General features: G+C 70.7%; 14 protein-coding genes. 7 read left to right on the forward strand and 7 right to left on the reverse strand.

The window, feature by feature from the left end; translation table 11 throughout:
• The first annotated feature begins 59 nt into the window (after positions 1-59).
• The 5 genes from sigE (at position 60) to DVK44_RS23280 (ending at position 5,192) form a co-directional block, all read left to right on the forward strand.
• Positions 60-848: an RNA polymerase sigma factor SigE gene (sigE, locus tag DVK44_RS23260; RefSeq protein ID WP_114661418.1), complete on the forward strand. Its 789-nt coding sequence runs from the start codon at positions 60-62 to the stop codon at positions 846-848.
• Positions 845-1,747 (forward strand): zf-HC2 domain-containing protein, encoded by a 903-nt coding sequence (locus DVK44_RS23265; protein WP_114661419.1) that lies wholly within the window; start codon positions 845-847, stop codon positions 1,745-1,747. Before sigE ends, DVK44_RS23265 begins: the two co-directional genes overlap by 4 nt.
• A gap of 269 nt (positions 1,748-2,016) precedes the next feature.
• Entirely contained in the window at positions 2,017-3,774 is a 1,758-nt protein-coding gene (locus tag DVK44_RS23270) for a trypsin-like peptidase domain-containing protein (RefSeq protein ID WP_114661420.1), read from the forward strand.
• Positions 3,775-3,908: 134 nt separating this feature from the next.
• Positions 3,909-4,415 carry a sec-independent translocase gene (locus DVK44_RS23275; RefSeq protein ID WP_114661421.1) on the forward strand — a complete coding sequence of 169 codons (507 nt, stop codon included), beginning with the start codon at positions 3,909-3,911 and terminating at the stop codon, positions 4,413-4,415.
• 114 nt (positions 4,416-4,529) lie between these two features.
• Positions 4,530-5,192, forward strand: coding sequence for a hypothetical protein (locus DVK44_RS23280; RefSeq protein ID WP_181957664.1), 663 nt, complete (start codon positions 4,530-4,532; stop codon positions 5,190-5,192).
• Positions 5,193-5,281: 89 nt separating this feature from the next.
• Here DVK44_RS23280 and DVK44_RS23285 read toward each other — a convergent pair whose 3' ends face one another.
• The 3 genes from DVK44_RS23285 to DVK44_RS23295 are packed head-to-tail and all read right to left on the reverse strand — an operon-like array spanning position 5,282 to position 8,341.
• Positions 5,282-6,442 (reverse strand): Mrp/NBP35 family ATP-binding protein, encoded by a 1,161-nt coding sequence (locus DVK44_RS23285; protein ID WP_114661422.1) that lies wholly within the window; start codon positions 6,440-6,442, stop codon positions 5,282-5,284.
• 41 nt (positions 6,443-6,483) lie between these two features.
• Positions 6,484-7,074, reverse strand: coding sequence for a DUF1003 domain-containing protein (locus DVK44_RS23290; RefSeq protein ID WP_228447334.1), 591 nt, complete (start codon positions 7,072-7,074; stop codon positions 6,484-6,486).
• The gene (locus DVK44_RS23295) at positions 7,064-8,341 is read right to left on the reverse strand and encodes a magnesium transporter MgtE N-terminal domain-containing protein (RefSeq protein WP_114661424.1); all 1,278 of its coding nucleotides are present in this window, start codon (positions 8,339-8,341) and stop codon (positions 7,064-7,066) included. The genes DVK44_RS23290 and DVK44_RS23295 overlap by 11 nt, the downstream gene beginning before the upstream one ends.
• Before the next feature lie 193 nt (positions 8,342-8,534).
• Between DVK44_RS23295 and DVK44_RS23300 the strand changes: the two genes are divergently transcribed.
• Positions 8,535-9,308 carry a hypothetical protein gene (locus tag DVK44_RS23300; RefSeq protein ID WP_228447335.1) on the forward strand — a complete coding sequence of 258 codons (774 nt, stop codon included), beginning with the start codon at positions 8,535-8,537 and terminating at the stop codon, positions 9,306-9,308.
• 45 nt (positions 9,309-9,353) lie between these two features.
• Here DVK44_RS23300 and DVK44_RS23305 read toward each other — a convergent pair whose 3' ends face one another.
• From DVK44_RS23305 to DVK44_RS23320, 4 genes are all read right to left on the reverse strand, one after another.
• Entirely contained in the window at positions 9,354-9,884 is a 531-nt protein-coding gene (locus DVK44_RS23305; RefSeq protein ID WP_114661426.1) for a hypothetical protein, read from the reverse strand.
• Between the two features lie 87 nt (positions 9,885-9,971).
• Positions 9,972-10,511, reverse strand: coding sequence for a PH domain-containing protein (locus tag DVK44_RS23310; RefSeq protein ID WP_228447336.1), 540 nt, complete (start codon positions 10,509-10,511; stop codon positions 9,972-9,974).
• 46 nt (positions 10,512-10,557) lie between these two features.
• Positions 10,558-10,953, reverse strand: coding sequence for a hypothetical protein (locus DVK44_RS23315; RefSeq protein WP_114661428.1), 396 nt, complete (start codon positions 10,951-10,953; stop codon positions 10,558-10,560).
• 72 nt (positions 10,954-11,025) lie between these two features.
• Complete coding sequence (locus tag DVK44_RS23320; protein WP_228447337.1) at positions 11,026-17,508, reverse strand: RHS repeat-associated core domain-containing protein; 6,483 nt, start codon at positions 17,506-17,508, stop codon at positions 11,026-11,028.
• A gap of 312 nt (positions 17,509-17,820) precedes the next feature.
• Between DVK44_RS23320 and DVK44_RS23325 the strand changes: the two genes are divergently transcribed.
• A complete protein-coding gene (locus DVK44_RS23325; protein ID WP_114661430.1) occupies positions 17,821-20,874 on the forward strand; it encodes an FG-GAP-like repeat-containing protein in 3,054 nt (1,017 codons plus the stop codon).
• Positions 20,875-20,934 lie beyond the last annotated feature (60 nt).

Below are 20,934 nucleotides of genomic sequence, written 5' to 3' on the forward strand. Positions count from 1 at the left end.
GGGGACCGGACCCAAATTCGCGTAAAGATTCTTATCCGGAGCTAACGGGCGGAGTGGCTATGGTAGGGGCTCCACTGGACACCACCAGAGCCGATAGGGGAGGTGCGGCTGCGCCTGTGGACCGGGGAGGAGTGCTCAGGCGTCTTCTCAGGTCGGCCGGTGAGCCGAAATCCGTGACCAAGTCTGCTGACCGTTCTCGCTCCAACGACTCCGCAATGACCGCGACCTTCGCATCGGATGCGGAATCGCAGGCGTGGACGCCTCCCAGCTGGGAGGAGATCGTCAGCACACACAGCGGACGCGTCTACCGCCTCGCCTACCGCCTCACGGGCAACCAGCACGACGCCGAGGATCTGACCCAGGAAGTGTTCGTCCGGGTCTTCCGCTCGCTGTCGACCTACACCCCCGGCACCTTCGAGGGCTGGCTGCACCGCATCACCACCAATCTCTTCCTCGACATGGTCCGCCGCAAGCAGCGGATCCGGTTCGACGCGCTCGGCGACGACGCCGCGGAGCGGCTGCCGAGCCGCGAGCCGTCGCCGCAGCAGGTCTTCCACGACACGCACTTCGACGCGGACGTCCAGCAGGCGCTGGACACCCTCGCGCCCGAATTCCGGGCGGCGGTGGTGCTCTGCGACATCGAGGGCCTCTCGTACGAGGAGATCGCGGCCACACTCGGCGTGAAGCTCGGTACGGTCCGCAGCCGCATCCACCGCGGCCGGTCCCATCTGCGCAAGGCGCTGAAGCACCGTTCGCCCGAGGCCAGGGCGGAGCAGCGCGCGTTCGCGGGCGTGGTGGGTCCGGGCGCGACAGGTCCTCTTCTGGCGGGAGAGGGCGGACCGGCGTGAGCGGTGCCAGCCAGAGCCCCGCCGAGCAGCATCTGGGGGACCGACTCGCGGCGCTGGTGGACGGAGAGCTGGACCATGACGCGCGCGAGCGTGTGCTGGCCCATCTCGCCACCTGTGCCAAATGCAAGGCGGAGGCCGACGCGCAGCGCAGACTCAAGAGCGTCTTCGCGCAGACCGCCCCGCCGCTGCCGTCCGCCGGGCTGCTCGCCCGGCTGCACGGACTGCCCGGCCAGGGCCCCGGCGCGGGGGACGACGACAACGGAAGAGGGCTGTTCGACGGGGGACGCTTCGGTGAGGGGGTCTTCGGGGTGCGCACGGACGGCTTCGGCTACGCCCCGGCGGGCGCCCATGCCGCGGCGCTGCCCGGCGGCTCCGGGTTCCGTATCCACGAGGTCGGCCGCCAGGACGCCGAGCGCTCGCCCTGGCGCGGCCGGCGCTTCGCCTTCGCCGCCGCCAGCGCGGTCTCCTTCGCCGCGATGGCCCTCGGCGGGACGCTGCCCCTGGGCACCGCCGCCGATGTCCTGCCGCGCGGCGCGGGCAACAGTGTGACCCCCATGCGGGCCCCCGGCACCACATCCCCGGCACCCGTCAGCGGCGAGAGCGCCAGGCGCCAGGGCGGAGGCGGCGGAAACAGCGGCAGTGGGAGCGGTATGGCCCCGCAGTCCGTCTCCCGGGCGACCCCGGCCGCGCCCCCCGGTTCGTCCGGGGTGCGGACGCTCTCCGAGCAGGTGTACGCGACGGGCGATCCGAGCGGCTCCTCGGCGGCGCTGTGGATACAGCCCACGGGCTCGGCCCTCCAGCTCGACGCGACCGACGACGTGGGCCCGACGACCACGCCCCGGCCCACCCAGCTCGCGGCCCCGACGCTGCCGACCGCGCCCCTTTCGGCCAACCGCTGAGACCGCTCCCTGCGGGAGTCTTCGTAAACCTGGTTGAATCCCTGGACGAGTAAGTCCGAAGTCCCGTCTGCCCGGCGGCGCCCAGCACGCACGCTCGCCGCGTTGCCGAAATGCCCTAGTAGCTCCGCTACGAGGGCACCCCGGCGCCTTGCGATCGCACGCACCGGACACCGCCGGGCCCGCCCCAGGGGCGGACGACGCTACTTCGGACTTACTCGTCCAGCGGGGGTTGACCCTTGAAGGCGCGGGAACGGCAGTGCGGGGAGAACATGGACGACGGGAAGCCCAGCGGACCGAAGGCGAGCTGGTGGAGCCGTCCCAAGGCGGTGGAACGGACACTGGCCGAGCCCGAGGTACCGCCGGCGCGCGACGGCGGGCCTTCGGTGCCGCCGCTCACCGACGCCGTACCCACGGACGCCGTGCCGGCCGATGCCGTGCCCGTCGCGGCTGACAGCCCGTCGGAGCGTGCCACCGACGGCGACGACGACAACGGACCGCGCCCGGACACGGATCCCGCCGCCGAGACGGGCGCGGTGACCGTACCCGCTGAGGGCCCCGGTGCCTTCGCTCCGGACGCCGCCGGGGCTCCGGCCGCGCCGCCGGAGCGGCCCCGGCCGCTGCACGAGCCCGACGAGTACAGCACCCCGCCCTACGGCGGCCCCGGCCCCTGGGCGCCCGCCCCGCCCGTACAGCTGCCCACCCCGGCGCACGGCACCGCGCTGCCGCCGGCGTACGGGACGCCGCACGGAGCCCAGGGCGCGCCGGCCCCGCACGTCCCGTACGCCCACCCGGCGCCGCCGCCCCCGCCGCCGTCCGGGCAGGACCCGTTCGCCCAGTCGTTCCAGTACGACCCCTGGAGCAGCCCGGTGCCGCGCCAGCCGCTCACCCAGTACGGGGAGCAGTACCGCGAGCCCGGCGGCAGGCGGGGCCGTGTCGGCACCGCCGCGCTCGTGCTGCTCGCCTTCGCCGGCTGTGTGCTCGGCGGGGTCGTCGGCGCGTACGTCGAGCGCAACGGAGGCTTCACGACCGTCGAACTCCCGCAGGCGGGACCCGAGAGCGCCGACCGCGCCCCCGAGAGCGTCGCGGGCATCGCCGCCAGCGCCCTGCCCGGCGTCGTCACGCTGCATGTCCGCGGCGGCGGCGAGCAGGGCACCGGCACCGGCTTCGTCCTTGACCAGCGCGGCCACATCCTCACGAACAACCATGTCGTCCAGCCCGCCGGCACGTCCGGCGAGATATCGGTCACGTTCAGCGGCGGCCAGACCGCCAGCGCGAAGCTCGTCGGCAAGGACACCGGCTACGACCTCGCCGTCGTCAAGGTCACCGGGGTCTCCGGACTCAAGCCGCTCCCGCTGGGCAACTCCGACAACGTCCGGGTCGGTGACCCGGTCGTGGCCATCGGCGCGCCCTTCGACCTCTCCAACACGGTCACCTCGGGGATCATCAGCGCCAAGGAGCGCCCCATCACCGCGGGCGGCGAGAAGGGCGACGGCAGCGACATCAGCTATGTGGACGCCCTCCAGACCGACGCCCCGATCAACCCCGGGAACTCGGGCGGACCACTGGTCGACGGCCGCGCCCGGGTCATCGGCATCAACAGCGCGATCCGCGCCGCCGACAGCGGATCCGGCCTGGCCGGCGGCCAGTCGGGCTCGATCGGCCTGGGCTTCGCCATACCGATCAACCAGGCCAAGCGGGTCGCCGAGGAGCTGATCAACACCGGTAAGGCCACCCACCCGGTGATCGGCGTCAGCCTCGACATGCAGTACGCGGGCGACGGTGCCAAGGTCGGCGCGAAGGCCGCGGACGGCGGCCCGGCGGTTACCGCCGGCGGCCCCGGCGCCAAGGCCGGCATCCGGCCCGGGGACATCATCACGCGGGTGAACGGACAGCGGGTGCACAGCGGCGAGGAGCTGATCGTCAAGATCCGCGCGCACCGCCCCGGCGACCAGCTGGAGCTGACACTGCTGCGCGGCGGCAAGGAGCAGACGATGAAGATGGCCCTGGGCTCCGCGGACGGCGGCTGACCGCCCGGGGGACGGCCGTCCGAAGGTGGCCGCCCGAAGGTACCGTCCGCACAGGTCCGGAAGGTACCGTGGAGCGGCCCGGACCCCGATCCGCCTCCCGACCCGCGGGCCTGGAGAACACGAGGAGCAGCAGAGTGTTCAGTGACATTGGCGCCCTTGAGGTGGTCACGATCGTGGTGATCGCCGTCCTCGTCTTCGGACCCGAGAAGCTTCCCAAGGTCATCCAGGACGTCTCCCGGTTCATACGGAAGATCCGGGAGTTCTCCGAGAACGCCAAGCAGGACATCCGCTCGGAGCTGGGCCCCGAGTTCAAGGACTTCGACTTCGAGGACCTCAACCCGAAGACGTTCGTCCGCAAGCAGTTCCTGGAGAACGACGACCTGGGGCTCAAGGAGATCCGCAGCAGCTTCGATCTCCGCAAGGATCTGGACGACGTGGTTGACGCGGTCAACGGCCATGAGAGTGGATCCGCCGTGTCGGACACACCGGACCCCGCCGTCAAGTCCCTCACGCCCTCCGCGACTCCCGCCGCCGCGAACGGCGCCGTCACGACCGGCTCCACGGCCACTCCCGACCTGTTGAAGAAGCGCGAAAAGCCCGATCCGGTCGAACGCCCGCCCTTCGACGCAGACGCCACCTGAACCCGGCCAATCCCTGCGAGCCGGTAACGGGTGGCTATCCTCCATCTGTCCGGCAGTGAGGCGCCCGTAGGGGGCGAGCCGCTGCGGACGTACGAGATCGAGGAGGCGCCGGCAGTGGAGACGACGAGTCGGGAAGGTGCGCGGGACGCGGCCGGGCCGGCGAACGCCGAGGGAGGTTCCGCGGCGCTCCGCACGGTCGACGGCTATCTGCGCGCGCCTTTCGCCTGGTACGGACTGGACGAGGCGTTCACCGGACCACGCTGGCTCATGCAGGTCGGCGCCACTTCCGACGGTGTGGTGCGGCACGGCGCCACGGGCCACGGCGAGCCGCCGTCGATAAGACCGGACGCGTCGGCCGAGGACAGAGGACGCTTCGCGGTCGTCGTCACCGTCGGCGCCGGACCGGTCCACCGGGCCGACGACGGTACGGGGCAGCTCGACGCCACCACGGCCTCCTCGGCGGCCTGGCTGGCCGGGTCGGGCCTGCTCGCCGCCACCTGGCCCGCGCTGCTGGACCACGCGCTGCGCGACGACTGGCTGGAGCAGCAGACGGAGGCCGCCTTCGAGCTGGCCGACGATCTGGCCGGGTCGGCCTGGTCGGCGCTCTCGCTGCCCGTCGACGGGGTGCCGACCCCGTTCCACTACCGCGAGTCCGAGTTCGGCTGGGTGCTGGCCGGCTCGGCGGCGGGCGAGGTCCATCTCGGCGCGTACGGACGCGGGATGAGCGCGTACGGGCTCGGCTTCTCGGTCATCGGCGACATCAGGACGTACACCTAGAGCCGTATCGGCGTAGACAGCGCATCGGTAAGGGGCGGTCGCCATGGCGACCGCCCCTTACCGATATCTCCGCAAACCCCGTACGGCGCTCAGAACTTGTTGCGCGGTGTGATCCCCAGGGACATGCCCGCCAGGCCGCGCTGCCGCCCGCCCAGCTTGCTCGCGATCCCGCGCAGCGCGACGGCGGCCGGCGAGTCCGGGTCGGACAGCACGATCGGCTTGCCCGCGTCGCCGCCCTCGCGCAGCCGTACATCGATCGGGATGCCGCCGAGCACCGGCACCTCGGCGCCGGTCGTCCGGGTCAGCCCCTCCGCGACGAGCTTGCCGCCGCCGGTGCCGAAGACATCGATCATCTCGTCGCAGTGCGGGCACGGCAGGCCCGACATGTTCTCGACCACACCGACGATCTTCTGATGGGTCTGTACGGCGATCGAGCCGGCCCGCTCCGCGACCTCGGCCGCCGCCTGCTGCGGGGTGGTGACCACCAGGATCTCCGCGTTCGGCACGAGCTGCGCCACCGAGATCGCGATATCACCGGTCCCCGGCGGCAGGTCCAGCAGCAGCACGTCCAGATCGCCCCAGTACACATCCGCCAGGAACTGCTGGAGCGCGCGGTGCAGCATCGGGCCGCGCCAGACCACCGGGGTGTTGCCCGGGGTGAACATCCCGATGGAGATCACCTTCACGCCGTGCGCCGACGGCGGCATGATCATGTTCTCGACCTGGGTGGGTTTCCCGTCCGCGCCGAGCATCCGCGGCACGCTGTGCCCGTAGATGTCCGCGTCCACGACACCGACTTTCAGCCCGTCCGCGGCCATCGCCGCCGCCAGGTTGACCGTCACCGACGACTTCCCGACGCCGCCCTTGCCGGACGCCACCGCGTAGACCCTGGTCAGCGACCCCGGCTTGGCGAACGGCACCTCGCGCTCGGCCGTGCCGCCGCGCAGCGAGGCCGCCAGCTCTCGCCGCTGCTCGTCGCCCATCACGTCCAGCGTGACGTCCACCCGCGTGACGCCCTCGACCCGGGCGACCGCCTCCGTCACGTTCCGGGTGATGGTGTCGCGCATCGGGCAGCCGGACACCGTCAGATAGACCGTGACCGCGACCACGCCGTCCGCCGCGATGTCGACCGATTTCACCATGCCCAGATCGGTGATCGGCCGGTGGATCTCGGGGTCGTTCACCGTCGCCAGCGCGGCGCGCACCGCGTCTTCCGCGGGGGCGGCGGTTCCGTACGTGTCGGTAGCCATACGGAGATGGTACGGCGCCCCCTGCCGCCGGGCGAAAGCCGTCAGCGCTCGGATTCCTCGCCGGCGGGCTCCGCCAGATCCCGGACCAGATCCTGAAGCTCCGAGCGGATCCAGTCACGGGTGGCGACCTCGCCCAGACCCATCCGCAGCGCAGCGATCTCCCGGGTCAGATACTCCGTGTCCGCCATGGACCGCTCGTTCTGCTTGCGCTCCTGCTCCTGCGTGACCCGGTCCCGGTCGTCCTGGCGGTTCTGCGCCAGCAGGATCAGCGGAGCGGCGTACGACGCCTGGAGCGAGAGCATCAGCGTCAGGAAGATGAACGGGTACGGGTCGAAGCGCAGCGCGGCCGGCGCGAGGATGTTCCACGCCAGCCACACGATGATGACCAGCGTCATCCAGACGATGAAGCGGCCCGTCCCCAGGAACCGGGCGACCCGCTCCGACAGCCGGCCGAACGCCTCCGCGTCGTACTGCGGCAGCTCCGGCAGCAGCCGGGGCCGCCGCGGGCGCGGCTGGTCGAGACGGAGCCGCCCGCCGCGCGACAGCGCCGTCGCGCCGCTCACGGGACCGGCCTTCGCCCGCTCCCGGCCGCCGCCACCGCCGCCGTCCCGCTCCGGTCGCTCAGCCGGCACGGCCCGTCCCCTCCACCCCGTGGTACCCGGTCTCCCGCCAGTCGTCCGGCAGCAGATGGTCGAGTACGTCATCGACCGTCACCGCGCCGAGCAGCGCCCCGCTGTCGTCCACCACCGGCGCCGAGACCATGTTGTACGCGGCCAGATGGCTGGTGATCGCGGGCAGCGGGGTGTCCGGGGCGAGCGGCGGCAGATCGCTGTCCACGATCGAGCTGACCAGCGTGTACGGCGGATCGCGCAGCAGCCGCTGGAAGTGCACCGTGCCCAGGTACTTGCCCGTCGGTGTCTCGTCCGGCGGCCGGCACACATAGACCTGCGCCGCGAGCGCGGGGGACAGGTCCTGCTGCCGTACCCGGGCCAGCGCGTCCGCGACGGTCGCGTCGGGCCGCAGCACGATCGGATCGGTCGTCATCAGCCCGCCCGCCGTGCGCTCCTCGTACGACATCAGCCGCCGTACGTCGGCCGCGTCGTCCGGGCGCATCAGCGTGAGCAGCCGCTCCTTGTCCGCCTCGGGCAGCTCGGAGAGGAGATCGGCCGCGTCGTCCGGGTCCATCGCCTCCAGCACATCGGCGGCCCGCTCCTCCGCCAGCTTGCCGAGGATCTCCACCTGGTCGTCCTCGGGCAGCTCCTCCAGGACGTCCGCGAGCCGGTCGTCGTCCAGCGCCGCCGCGACCTCGGCGCGCCGTTTCGGCGTCAGATGGTGCAGTACGTTGGCGAGATCGACCGGGCGCAGCCGCTCGAAGCTGGCCACGAGATTCTCCGCGCCCTGCCCCTCCTCCTCCAGCGAGAAGCCGGTGACGGCCGACCACTCGACGGTCAGGGCCTCGCCGCGCCTGCGCAGCGCGCCGCCCTTCCGGCCGCGCTCGACGAAGACCTTGTCGATCTCCCAGTCGCGGCGGGCCGGCAGCTGCTGCACGGCGATGTCGAGCACGGTCACCTCCTCGCCGGTCTCCACCAGCCGCACCCGCCGGTCGAGCAGCTCGCCCAGGACGAGCCGCTCGGTCGGACGCTGCTCGAAGCGCCGTACGTTCAGCACCCCGGTGGTGATCACCTGGCCGGACTCGACGCCCGTGACCCGGGTCATCGGCAGGAAGATCCGGCGGCGGCTGAGCACCTCCACCACCAGCCCGAGCACCCGCGGCGGCCGGCCCGCGACCCGGAACATCGCGACCAGATCGCGCACCCGCCCCACCTGGTCGCCGCCCGGGTCAAAGACCGGCACGGCCACCAGATGCGAGACGAAGACCCGGGGGGCGCCTGCCGCCATCGTCGTGCGCCTCCTTGTCGGCGATTGTCGTTCTATGCAGCGTGATGACGGGTTCAGGCTAGCCCGTACCACTGCCGCCCGCCCTGACGGCATCCGTCCGTACGGCGTCCCGGCCGCCCGCGTCGAGCGGTGTGCGCGGCCCGGGTACGCTGCGATCTGCCACCCCCAGCAGCGTATGAGAGGCAGTGCGTCTGTGACCGTTCTCCCATCGTCCCGCCGTGCCCGCGGAGCCGCTCTGCCCGTCGCGATCTGCCTGGGACTGGCGGCGGTGCTCACAGCGTGCGGCGAGGATCCCGACGAGGGGACGAACGGCGTCGGGAAGCTCTCCGCCACCGAGATCGAGAAGAAGGCGAAGGCGGCGGCGGACACGGCGGGCGCGGTCCGGCTCTCCGGGGCGCTGGTCAGCGGGGGCGAGACGTACAAGCTGAACATGCGGCTCAAACAGAACGGCGCGCTGGGCTCCGTCATCTCGAAGAACAGCACCTTCCAGCTGCTGCGGATCGAGGACACGCTCTATCTGAAGGCCGACGCCGGGTTCTGGAGCCACACCGACGGCAAGTCCGGCGAGGAGAGCGCCAAGCCCAGCGCCGGGGACAGTGAGGCGGCCGGGAAGCTCGGCGACAAGTACGTGAAGGTGCCCGAGGAGGACCCCGCGTACAAGCAGCTGACCGGCTTCACCGACATGGAGGTGCTGCTCGGCGGCATCCTGTCGCTGCACGGCGAGCTGAACAAGGGCGAGCGCGACCGTATCGGCGGCCTCCGGACGATCAAGATCAGCGGCAGCGCGGGCGACGGCGGCACACTGGACATCGCGCTCCAGGGCGAGCCGTACCCCGTACAGCTGGTGCGCGCGGGCAACGCGGGGACGCTCACGCTGGCGGACTGGGGCAAGGACTTCGAGCTGACGGCCCCGGCGAAGAACCAGATCGTGGACTACGGAAGCCAGTTGCCGAAGACGGGCGAATAGCTTTCGTACGAACAGCCTTCGTGCGGCGCCCGTTGTCCCCGCCCGTCAGCTCTTCGCGGCCTTCCCCGTCTTCTTCCCGCGCTTCAGCAGCAGACGCGGCAGGGACGCCGGTACGGGCTGACGCGTCGTCACCGGGGTCGGCAGCGGTGCCGCGGCCAGTGAGCCGGCCGGCAGATCGGTGGTCGATCCCCGGGGCGTCAGACACAGTACGCGGCACTCCCGCGCCCAGCGCTCCGGCATCTCCTCGGCGTCCGGCGCGTTGAGCCGCTTGCCCTTCAGCTCGGCGACGGCGGCCTCCCAGGCGGGGGAGCGCGGCGCCAGCTCCGACACGGCGGCGGTCCAGGCGACCAGCCGGCCGCCCTTGTCCTTGCTGCGCACGGTCACCTCGGCGCTCCCGCCGTCGGCCAGCCCCGGCAGCGGCTGCTCCCCGGGCCCGTCCCCGACCACCAGCGCCGCGCCCTCGTGCCAGACGTGCCACAGGGCGCGGTCGGGCCCCGTCCCCCGGACCCAGACGAGCCCGGACTTCTTGGTGGCCTCCTCGACGAGCGCCGCGCCGAAGTGCTGTGGTTCTGTCATGCGCGCAGCCTATCGAGGGGGCGTGCGCGGGGGGTCCCGTACGGCGAGGGGTCCCGCACGGCGGGAGGTCCCGCACGGCGAGGGCGGTCACATCGGGACGATGCCCGACTGCGTGAGTGCCAGGCATACCGGCACCTGGGCCAGGAGCAGATCGGCGGGGATCAGCTCCCAGGACTTCGACACGACGTCCCGGTCCCGCCGGGCCTCGGCCGGAGCGCTCCGCGCGGCGGCCCGTATCGCCTCACCGGCCCGGACATTGCGGCTGCGGCCCCGGGCCTTCAGCATCTCCTCGATGAGCGAGCCGCTGAACGCGGAGACGGCGTAACTCCGTTCGCCGCGCGCCCGGACGACCAGCTCACCGTCGGTCTCGACCAGGAGATACGCGCCCCAGGGGATCCAGTCCCGGCCCAGTACCCCCACCAGCCGCAGCCCGCCGTCATGGATCTCCACCCGGACCCGGCCGATCCGGATCATGACCAGGGACACGGCCAGCAGCACGGACGCGACCATGAGCAGCTCGCCGGTGGATTCATTCGGCCGTGCGACGAGCCAGATCACCGGAATTCCCGCGTATATCGCGCAGCAGCTCACGATGGTGAAAATCCAGAGACTCTTTTTGCGCAGCACGCGCGGTTTCATATTGCTCCCCCGGTCCGATCGTGAATGACGCGGCTCAGAAATCGGTGATCAGCTTTCCGCACACGAAGAAGAGCAGCACCATGACCCCGAACAACTGGAGCATCATCAGACCGGGCATCTGATTCTCCTTGCTCGGCCCTTCCTCGGCTTCGCGGCTGGCGACCGCCCTGATCTGTTTGCCGTGGCCGAGCGTTCCGATCGCAAAGGAAATAATCAGCACGGTGTAATAGGCGAGGGCGGTCTTCAGCGGCCATCCGAACTTCCCCACCCCGGCCACCGTCATGGCGACGAGACCGAGCGCCGCCGCCACCCCGATCTTCACTTTCTGCTCGCGGGTGTCCATCAGCGGAATCCATGCGCGCAGGAAGACGGCTGCGGCGAGAGCCACCACAACGATCAGGACCGGCAGAGGTATTGAGGAAAGCTCCATGGCTCCGTCCAGGGGCTGGGACCTCCGTCTCCCCCCGGGGCCGGAGCCCCGGGGGGAGACGGAGGTCGTCGACTACTTGAAATCGGTAGTGGAGTACGCCCAGGCCGCGCCGGGGAGATCCGCACCGATGTTACTGAAGGTGTTCACGACAGTCTTCTGGAAGCCCGAGGAGTAGCTGCGCCCCGTGATTCCGGTGAAGGCTCTCGTGCTCATCCCTCCGACGGCCCGGCCGGCCAGCTTGCCCGCCCCGCCGCCGAGTATTCCGAGACCCGCGCCGATGTACGCGTTGCGGGCGCTCTCGTTGTTGCCTTCCCGCTGGTAGGCGTAGCCACTCGCCAGACCGGCGGCCACGGAGACCGCGCCGAGCGCCAACGCGGCGCCCTGCATACCGGGGATGAAGGCCGCGACCATGCCCGCCGTACCGGCGAGCGTGGACACCCTGCCGAGCAGGTCGCCGAGGCTGCCCCCGGACGGTCCGGAGCTGAGGCCGCCCGCGATGGAGGCCGCGATGCCGATCGCCCCGCCGATCTTGCCGCTGCTCTTGCTCGCGGCTTTTCCGAGGCTCTTTCCGGCGGACTTGGTCGCGGCCAGCGCGGATCCGCCGGCCTTCTTCACCGACCCGCCGGCCTTCTTCAGCGAGCTACCGGCCTTCTTGACGTAGCCTCCTGCCTTCTGGCCGGCCTTTTTCAACCCGCTGCCGACCCGTTTGACGGTTTTCTTGGTGTAGGTGGAGGCTTTCTTCGCGTACCTCTTGACCGTCGCCGTGGTTCGTTTGACCAACTTCTTCGTTGTCTTGGCCACCGTCTTGGCGGCGCTCTTGACGGTCTTGGCGGCCTTCTTGGCCACCTGCGTGACCTTCGTGGCCGCCTTCTTGACGACCGTGGCGGTCTTCTTCGCTGCCGACTTGACGGCGCCGCCGGCCTTCTTGGCCAGCTTCTTCCCGGCCTTCTTGATCTTCCCGAAGAAGGAGAGCCCGTCAGGATCGGAGAAGGTGACCGGGTTGTTGTTGGCATACGCGTACGCGTTCATACGCTGCGATTCCCCCATGTCGGACATGGGGTCCACGCTCAGGAACCGGCCGAGCTTGGGATCGTAGGCACGGGCGCCGAGTTGGGTCAGTCCCGTACTGTCCGACGTCCCGCCCACGAAGGACCTGTCGGCTCCCGGCCAGAGCGCCGGGGTCGCGGACGGTGAGCCACGCTCCTCGCCGAACGGGCCGAGCGTGCGGTGCCGCACCTCCTGGGTGGTGGCGTCGATCGCGGTCGTCGCCGTGCCGTGGTGGTCCTCGAAGAGGTACTGGATCGCGCCGTTCGTCCGAGCCGCGACGGTCTCGCCGTCGAAGTCGTAGTAGCGCGTGCCCGCCTTCTTGCCGTCCGGCTGCAACAACAGCTCGTTGCCGCCCGGCAGATACAGCGTCGTCCCGGTGAGGTCCTTGCGCAGCATCCGGCGGCCGTCGGCGTCGTAGGTGTACTCGACGGTGACCCGGCCGGGCTCCTCGACCTTCGCGAGCTGGTTCTCCGCGTCCCAGACGAGCGTCTGGTCCCGGCCGGCCGTCTTGCGGGTGGTCGTGTTGCCCACCGCGTCGTAGCCGAACGAGTCCGTGACGGTGGTCGCGCCACCGCGCTCCGTGGACACCGAGGTCAGCGCGGCCGGCTTGGCGCCGCCCGGCTTCCCGTAGGCGTAGGAACGGACCGAGTCCAGCGCGCTGTTGCCCGCCGAACCGTCCGTGCCCACGTCGTGGCGGACCTCCTTGGTGCGGTTGCCCAGCGCGTCAAAGCTGTAGGTCAGCCAGTACGGCTTGGGGCCGCCGACGTTGGACGGTGACGGCGTCGTGGCGCAGGTGTCCTTGGCCGTCCACGCCTCGGTCAGACGCTGGAGCGCGTCGGTGGTGAAGCACTGCGTGTCGGTCTGCTTCGCCGCGTCCTGGCCGGTCTCCGTGGTGATCCGGGTGATGTTGCCCGCCAGGTCGTAACCGTACGAGGTGTCGTCCACCCGGGTCGGTCCGGCCGTACGGTCCGTGGTGGTCCGCAGCAGCTCGCCGGTGTGCTCGTCGTACGAGGCCGACCGGTAGAGGCGCCGTGCCGCGTCGTTGTACTCCGTGCGCAGCTCCCGGCCGAAGGGGTCGTACGTGGACGAGTTGACCAGGATCCGGCCACCGGCCGTCAGGCCCTGGGCCTGGTCGTCCGCGCCGTACCGGGTGACCACCCGCTCCGCCGGCAGATCGCCGAGCGCCGGCTGGCTGGTCGACGTCGGCAGACCGGTCAGCTCGTCGTACGAGTAGCCGATGGAGTACGTTCCGGCGAGAGCGCCCTCCGACTGCGGGACGGTGACGTCCACCTTGGTCGGCTGGTAGTCGTCCGTGTAGCCGGTGATCTTCTGTACGTAGGCGTTACCGTCCACGTACCGCCGCGACTCGGAGATCTCCCCCTTGGCGACCGTGTCGTACGACCACTCGGAGAGGACCTTGCCGTCCTGGCTGAGCGACGTCCGCCGCCCCAGCTCGTCGTAGGCGACCTTCAGGGTGTTGCCACGGGCGTCCGTCGTGGTCACCGGCCGGTCGAGCGAGTCGTACGTGGTGAGCAGCGTGCCGCTGTCCGGGTCGTCCGTGCGGGTCTCCCTGCCGCGCGCGTCGTAGGTGAACTTCCGTACGTTGCCGGCCGGGTCGGTGACCGTCTCCAGCAGCCCCCGCTTGTCGTAGGTGTACTTGATGGACTGCGAAGCGGTGCGCGCCTCGTTGGTGTACTCGATGACCTCCACCGGCCGGTCCTGCGCGTCCGTGACCGTGGTGCTCGCGGCGCCGCCCTTCGGCGGGATCACCGTGGTGTGGTTGCCGTCGTACACCGTCTTCGTCCGGCGCGTCTCCGTGCCGAACTTCAGGGCGATGGCCTCCGTCGGCCGTCCGGCGGCGTCGTACACCGAGCGGACCCCGGCCGGGGCCTTGGTGTCGTCACCGGCCACCAGCTTCGGCTCGGGGGATCCCGTGGCGTAGTAGTCGTCGTACGACTTCCACTCCTGGCCCTGCGAGTCGTACAGGGTCTCCGTCAGCACCCGGCCGGTGCCGGTGGCCGAGGGGACCTGGGTCTGGCGCTCGCGCAGCAGACCGTCGTAGATCTCGTAGCTCGTCTCCGTCGAGCCGTCCCCGCGCAGTTCGGTCGTGGCGACGACCGGCGTCTCGGTCTTGGAGATCCGGTACGTGAAGGAGGCGGTCGGGTGGTTGGGGAACTTCTCCTTCGTACGGCCGGGCTCCCAGACACCGGTCAGCCGGCCGAGCGCGTCGTACCCCAGCTCGGTCCGCTTGCCGTTGGTGTCGACCTCCGCGGCCGTCAGCCCGCGCAGCGGGTCGACCTCGCTGGTCAGCGTGTGGCCGAGCGGGTTGGTGGTGACGATGCTCGTCACCGGCCCGGTGGCCGGGACATACCGGGTGGTCATCGCACGGTTCTGCGCGTCCGTCATCTTGACCGGACGGCCGTAGAGGTCGTACGACGTCAGCGAGGCGGTGAGGAAACCCGTCCCGTCGGCGTTGGACTCGTCCTCACGCGTGGTGTTGCCCCGGGTCGGCGCCGCACCCAGCGTGGTCGTGTCGTCGTAGTAGCTGCGGTTCTCGGCGATCAGCCCGCCGGGCGCGGCACAGGTGCCGACCGTGGCCTTCTCCGAGGCGGTCAGCTCCAGGATGTTCGCGCTGGTGTTGCGGGCGTAGGTAGTGGTCGTGCAGCTCTCGTCACCGGTCTTCGCCGTGTCGCCGTGCTCGGTCTCCGTGCTGACCATGCCGTACGCGTCGAAGGTCCGCTCCGTCTTCGTCCGCTGCCAGCCGCCGCCCTTGGCGGGCGACCGGGTGGTCTCCGACTGGACGTTCGTCATGTCGGACTCCAGGGCCGGCAGCCCCGTGCGGGCGCGGGAGGCCGTGACGGCGGAGCGCCATGGGGTCGAGGTCTCCTCGGAGACCACCTCGGCGCCGTTGTAGACGATCTCCGCCCGCTCCATGGCCTGGAAGGACGCGTGGTCCGCGACCTCGTTGCCCTCGAAGTCGGCGACCTTCGCGCCGTCGATGCCGCGGAAGTAGCGGGTCCGGCTGTCCTGGCGCGGGCCGTCGGTGCCGTTGCCGGTCTGGGTGCGGACCTCGCCGTATCCCCGGTAGTCGCTGTACGTGCGGTACTCGGCCTTGGTGAACTCGTCCTCGCTCTTGGCCCAGGCCGCGCCGCCCACGTACGTGTAGTCGGTCTGCTGCGTCGGCGAGCCGCCGACCAGGTCGTTCTCCAGGACCTGGGTGACCACGTACTTGTGGAACCAGTCCTTCACCGGCTTGTAGTCCGCCGCCGGGGAGTCCGCCGAGGACCAGTAGACCGGGTAGCAGCGCCGGGTGTTGCTCGCCTCGGTGGGCAGGCTGCCCGGAGCGCAGTCGGCCGCGGAGTAGCTGATGCCGATGGAGCCGCCGGTCTCGGTGTTGATCTGGTTGACGCGGTAGCGGACCAGCGGCGGGATGCCGTCACCGGTGGCGTCGACGCGGTTGGCCAGCTGGGTGCCCTTGAAGGTGATCTCGGGCAGCGCGGTGGAGGAGTCCGCCGAGTAACCCGTGCGGGTGATGCCGGCGAGCCACAGGGTGGCCGGGGAGCCGTCGCCCGGATCGGGCAGCTCGTGCCGGAAGTCCCAGGAGTCGACGGACCGGTAGGCGGAGCCGACCAGCACCGAGGTGGTGATCCGGGCCAGCCGCTTGCTGGTCCAGAAGGTGGGCGCGATCTTGTCCTTGCAGGTCTCGCCCGCCTTGCAGTCCTGGTCGAGCGGGACATCGGGCCAGCGCTTGGCGTTGGCCGCCGTCATCTTCGCCGGGGCGCAGTCGAACGAGGCGTCGGGCAGGCAGCGTTCGGCGACCGTGTACTGCACCTTCGCGGAGGCCGCGTTGGCGCCGTACAGGTTGTCCGCGCGCAGACCGTACTCGATGCGGTCCAGGTGGCCGCCGCGGATGTACTCGGTCGGGGTGCCCAGGCCGGTGGTGGTGGAGACGTTGCGGCCGTAGAAGTTCTTCTCGGTCTTGTAGTAGTACGCGGAGGCGTTGGAGTTGGTGTCGACGACGTAGTCGAGGTTCCAGCGCCACGCCTGCTGGCAGTACGAGTCCGCGAAGGCGGCCTTGTAGCAGGGCTCGCCGCTCTGGTTGCCGTACACCGGCACGGTCCAGGTGGAGTTGGTCTCCTCCTTGCCGGACGACCAGCCGGGCAGCCGGTTGTAGCCGAAGTAGTACTTCGTGCCGTCGGTGGTGGTGATCAGCCAGTGCTCGCCGTCGTTGTCACCGTTGCCGCGGGCGGTGTCGGTGAGCAGTTCGACGCGGGTGCCGTCGTCGTCCTTGAGCTTCCACGTCTTGGACTTGTCGTCCCGTACCAGCTCGTGGGACTGGCCGTCGAGCGACATGGTGGCGTTCTCGGTGCCGTAGCAGAGGTCGCCGTTCTTGGACTTGTTGTTGCCGTTGGTCATGTCGTCGTTGCACGACACGTACCGGCGCTCGATGTAGTTCTCGGTGAGCGCCCAGCCGTCGCCGACCGCGTTGGCCTGGTTGTTGGTGGCCGCCGTACGGCCGTCCAGCGACTGGGAGGAGTAGCCGAGCGACAGCTCGGGCTCCAGGCCGCCGGGGACCTCGGGGGTCTGGATCTCGTAACCCCAGCCGAAGTTGCCGGAGGAGTCACCGGCCACCCAGTTGCCCGAGGGGCTCAGCGGGGTCGCCTTGTAGTCGCCGGTCGAGCCGGACGGCGCCGCGGAGACCGCGAGCAGGGTGACCCCGGAGGCGGCGGAGAGTCCGGTGACGGACTTGGCGCCGCTCGGCGCGGTCTGTACGGGCGCGCCGGATGCGTCGGTGGTGCCGGCCGTGCCGTCGACGGGGATGTCCGCCGTCAGCGTCTCGGCGTCCGCGTCGTTCTCCGTGGCGAGCGGGGTGCCCGCGCCGCAGTCCTTCGCGTCCGGGGATTCCAGCGCGCAGTCCGGGAGTTGGACGAGCGAGAGCCGGGAGGCCCAGCCGGCGCCGAAGGCGTGCGCGAAACCGGAGTAGTCGAGCGAGAGCCGTACCTTCGCGTCGTGCCCGCCCTCCGCCGCGCGCACGGCGATCAGGACGCCCTCGACCCCGAGCTTGCCGGCCGCCTTCCGGTCGAGTATCTGGACCTGGGCGCGCTCCGGCGGGGTGCCGCGCTCGCCCGCCCTCGGCTTGCCGGCCGCCGTACCGACGCGTACGGGCAGCTTGCCGGCCCGCTTCACCGCGCCCCGGGCGTCCGGGAGTTCGACCTCCGCCGTACCGGCCGCGGGCCATGCGACGGCCGGTGCGGAGTTACGGGAATCACGCGCGGCGTCGTCCTTGCCGCCGGGCTTTTTCACGCCGACCGGGGTGACCGGCACGGGATGGGTGGTGTCGAGCTTCGGCAGGGCGAGCGAGGCGACCGCGAAAGCGGTCTCGGCGCTCAGGAATCCGCCCAGCAGGACGGACGCCGTAACGACGGAGGTGGCCTTTGTCCATCTTCTTCGCCTGCTCGGTTTCGTTCTGCGCGCGCTGTCCGCGGCGCGGAGCGAAGGGTCGTTCACTGTGCCCCCTAGTGCTGAAAGTAATAACCGCGAGTGGAGAGTACGTCGCTGAGGATCACGTAAAGCGTGGCTAAAGGGGCATACCTGATCGCTCCCGCTGGGATTTGCACAAGCGGAATGCCAGGTTTGCGGCGGCATGCGGAATTAATTCACCTTCTCGGTGCGATTTACTCTCCTTTCGTTCGGCACCGCCGTTCATTCACATGGCTTTTGGGCCCTGCCGGGTCGTCGCCTTCGCGCGCACACCGGTAAGGGCTTCGGGGAGGAAACGACTTGACATCTCAACGACAGCCGCGCAAGCGGAGAACCGGAATGCGTCCGCTGATAGCGGGCGCGGTCGCGGTCGCTCTCGCGAGCGCCGTGCTCCCGCTGGCCGCGGGACCTGCCGCGGCGGCGGACGAACCGGTGCTCGGCGCGGAGCCGGCGGCGGCCGAACTCGCCCTGGAGCGCGCGGCCGAGAGCGGGGAGCGGGTCGAGGTGGTGGCGGAGCGGAGCGAGTACTCCACCACCTACGCCAACCCCTCGGGCACCTTCACCAAGGAGACCCATGTCGTCCCGGTCCGGGTGCGGCAGGAGGGCAAGCTCGTCGACGCGGACGCCACGCTCGTACGCGCCAAGGACGGCACCGTACGGCCCCGGGCGACCTCGGTCGGGCTGGAGTTCTCCGGCGGCGGCACGGACACGATGGCCACCATCGAGCGCGACGGCCGCACCCTGTCACTGGACTGGGACGGCAAGCTGCCCACGCCCGAACTCGACGGCGACACCGCCACGTACCCCGAGGTGTTCCCGGGGGTCGACCTGAAGCTCCGGGCCAGTGTCAACGGCTTCCAGCAGCTCCTGGTCGTCAAGAACCGTGAGGCCGCCGCCGATCCGCGGCTGGAGCGCCTGGCGTTCCCGATGGAGACGGACGGGGTGACCGCCCGTACCGACAAGGCCGGCAACCTCACCGCCGTCAACCCGGCCGGACAGAACGTGTTCGCCGCCCCGACCCCGATCATGTGGGACAGCTCCGGCGTCGCCGCCGGCGCCCCGGCGCCCGCCAACGCGAAGTCGGTCGGCGCCGCGCTGTCCGCCGCCGCGGCGGCTCCCGCGAAGGCCCCCGCGCAGGCCCCCGCCATCGAGGAGGACGGCTTCGTCCCGGCCGTCGGCGCCAAGGAAGCCACGATGCCCGCCGTCGTGGAGGGCGGCGCGCTGAAGCTGACGCCGGACCAGTCCATGCTGACGGCAGCGGACACGGTCTTCCCGGTCCATATCGACCCGTATGTCTCCGGCGGCCGCAACAACTGGACCTCGGTCGCGAAGCTGTACCCGTCGACCAGCTTCTGGAACAAGTCGGACAACATCGCGCGGGTCGGCTACGAGTCGGACACCGGCGGCACCTGGGCCTCCTTCTTCACCATGGACACCCGGAACCTGGCCGGCAAGACCGTCACCAACTCCACGTTCCGGATCAAGGAGACCCACTCCTGGTCCTGCACCAAGAAGCCGGTCTACCTCTACGCGGTCAACCCGATCAGCTCCGCCACGACCTGGAGCAACCAGCCCACGCAGGGCGCGCTGCTCTCCACCGTGACCGACGCCAAGGGCTGGGGCACCGCCTGCCCGGCCGGCAACCTCGAGTTCGACGTCAAGGGCAACGCGATCAAGGCCGCCGCGTCGAGCTGGGCGACGATGACGCTCAGCCTGCGCGCGAGCGAGACCGACACATACGGCTGGAAGAAGTTCGACGCGTCGACCGCCGTCCTGTCGACCGAGTACAACACCCCGCCGAACGCGCCGACCGACCTGGACACCGTCCCCAGCACCAAGGGCACCTCCACCACCTGCGGCAACATCTCGCCGTACGGTCTGATCGGTGACACGGACGTCCAGCTGGCGGCGAAGGGCGTCGACCCGGACGGCGGCAAGGTCAACGTCAAGTTCAACCTCTGGGCGACCGGCCACCACCCCAACGACGAGCCGAACGGCAAGCTGATCGTCAACACGACGGTCTCCGTCACCTCGGGCACCGTCGCCAGGGTCACCATCCCCAAGGCGACGCTGAAGACGTATGTCCCCGACGCGGACGGCTACTTCTCCTGGCGCGCCCAGACCGACGACGGCACCCTGATCAGCGCCTGGTCCCCGCCCACGAGCGCGGCGGCCTGCCGGTTCCGCTACCTGCCCGACCGGCCGAGCACCCCGCCGACCGTCAGCTCCACGCAGTTCCCGAGCGGTGACGCGGGCTGGCCCGTCAACACCAGCCCGGTCCGTACGAAGGGCACCTTCACGGTCGGCCCCGGCGCGGCGACCAACATCGCCTCGTACGAGTACTGGTCCACGCTCGACGCCACCGTCGTCACCCGCGCCCCCGCGGCCCTCAACGGCACGGTGTCCCTCGAACTGACCCCGACCAAGGCCGGCGCGCACCAGCTGTACGTCCGCAGCGTCGACCAGGCGGGCAACCGCTCCGACATCCGTACGTACCTCTTCTACGCCAACGGCGCCAAGGTCTCCGACAAGCCCGGCGACCTCAACGGCGACGGCCACGCCGACCTGTGGGCCGTCGACTCCGCGGGCACCCTCCAGCGCTACTTCGGCGACAGTACGGGCAAGGTCACCAAGGCGTCGGCCGCGGCCTCCGACACCGGCCGCTACAAGGACGCGAAGACCACCCGCCGCGGCGACTGGAACGACGACGGCTACGAGGACCTGGTCATGATGGCGGCCGACCCGAACCTGGGCCGTGACCGCCTCTGGGTCCACCCGAACGACGGCACCGGCGCCGTGGTCCCCGCCGACCAGCGTGAACTGCGCGTCTGGGACCGGGAGAACGACCACTGGCAGGGCGCCACCCAGATCCTCGCCATCGGTGATGTCGACGGACCGCTCGACCTCGACGGCGACGGCGTGATCGGCCCCGACGACCGCCCCGGCTACCCGGACCTGCTGGTCAAGCAGGGCGACCTGCTGTGGCTGTACTTCGGCTCGGCGTCCGGCTACCTCGACGAGATCTACCTCGACGACTACATCGAGCAGCCCCCGCTCCTCATCGGCAACGGCGGCTGGGCGGACTACGACCTGGCGGCCCCCGGCGACGCCAACGGCAACGGCCATGTGGACCTCATCGCCCGCAAGAAGAGCACCGGTGAGGTGTTCCTCTACATCGGCATCGGCCCGCACGGCGAGGGCCTGGGCTCCGATTCCGGCCGCACCCGCCTCTCCACCGGCTGGACCCCCACCGCCCGCCCCCTCCTGACCGCCGTGCCCGACATCATCGGCACGGGCAAGTCGGGCGTCTGGTCCACCGGCGCCACCGGTGACCTGTTCGTCGGCGAAACCAACGCGGGCCCCAACCTGGCGGGCTTCCGCTCCCTGAACTGACCCCGTCCCGCACGACGCACCGTATTCCCCGACCCGTGCCCCGGAGACAGCCGCCTCCGG

It is taken from the genome of Streptomyces paludis (assembly GCF_003344965.1).
In the GTDB taxonomy this organism is placed as follows: Bacteria; Actinomycetota; Actinomycetes; order Streptomycetales; family Streptomycetaceae; genus Streptomyces; species Streptomyces paludis.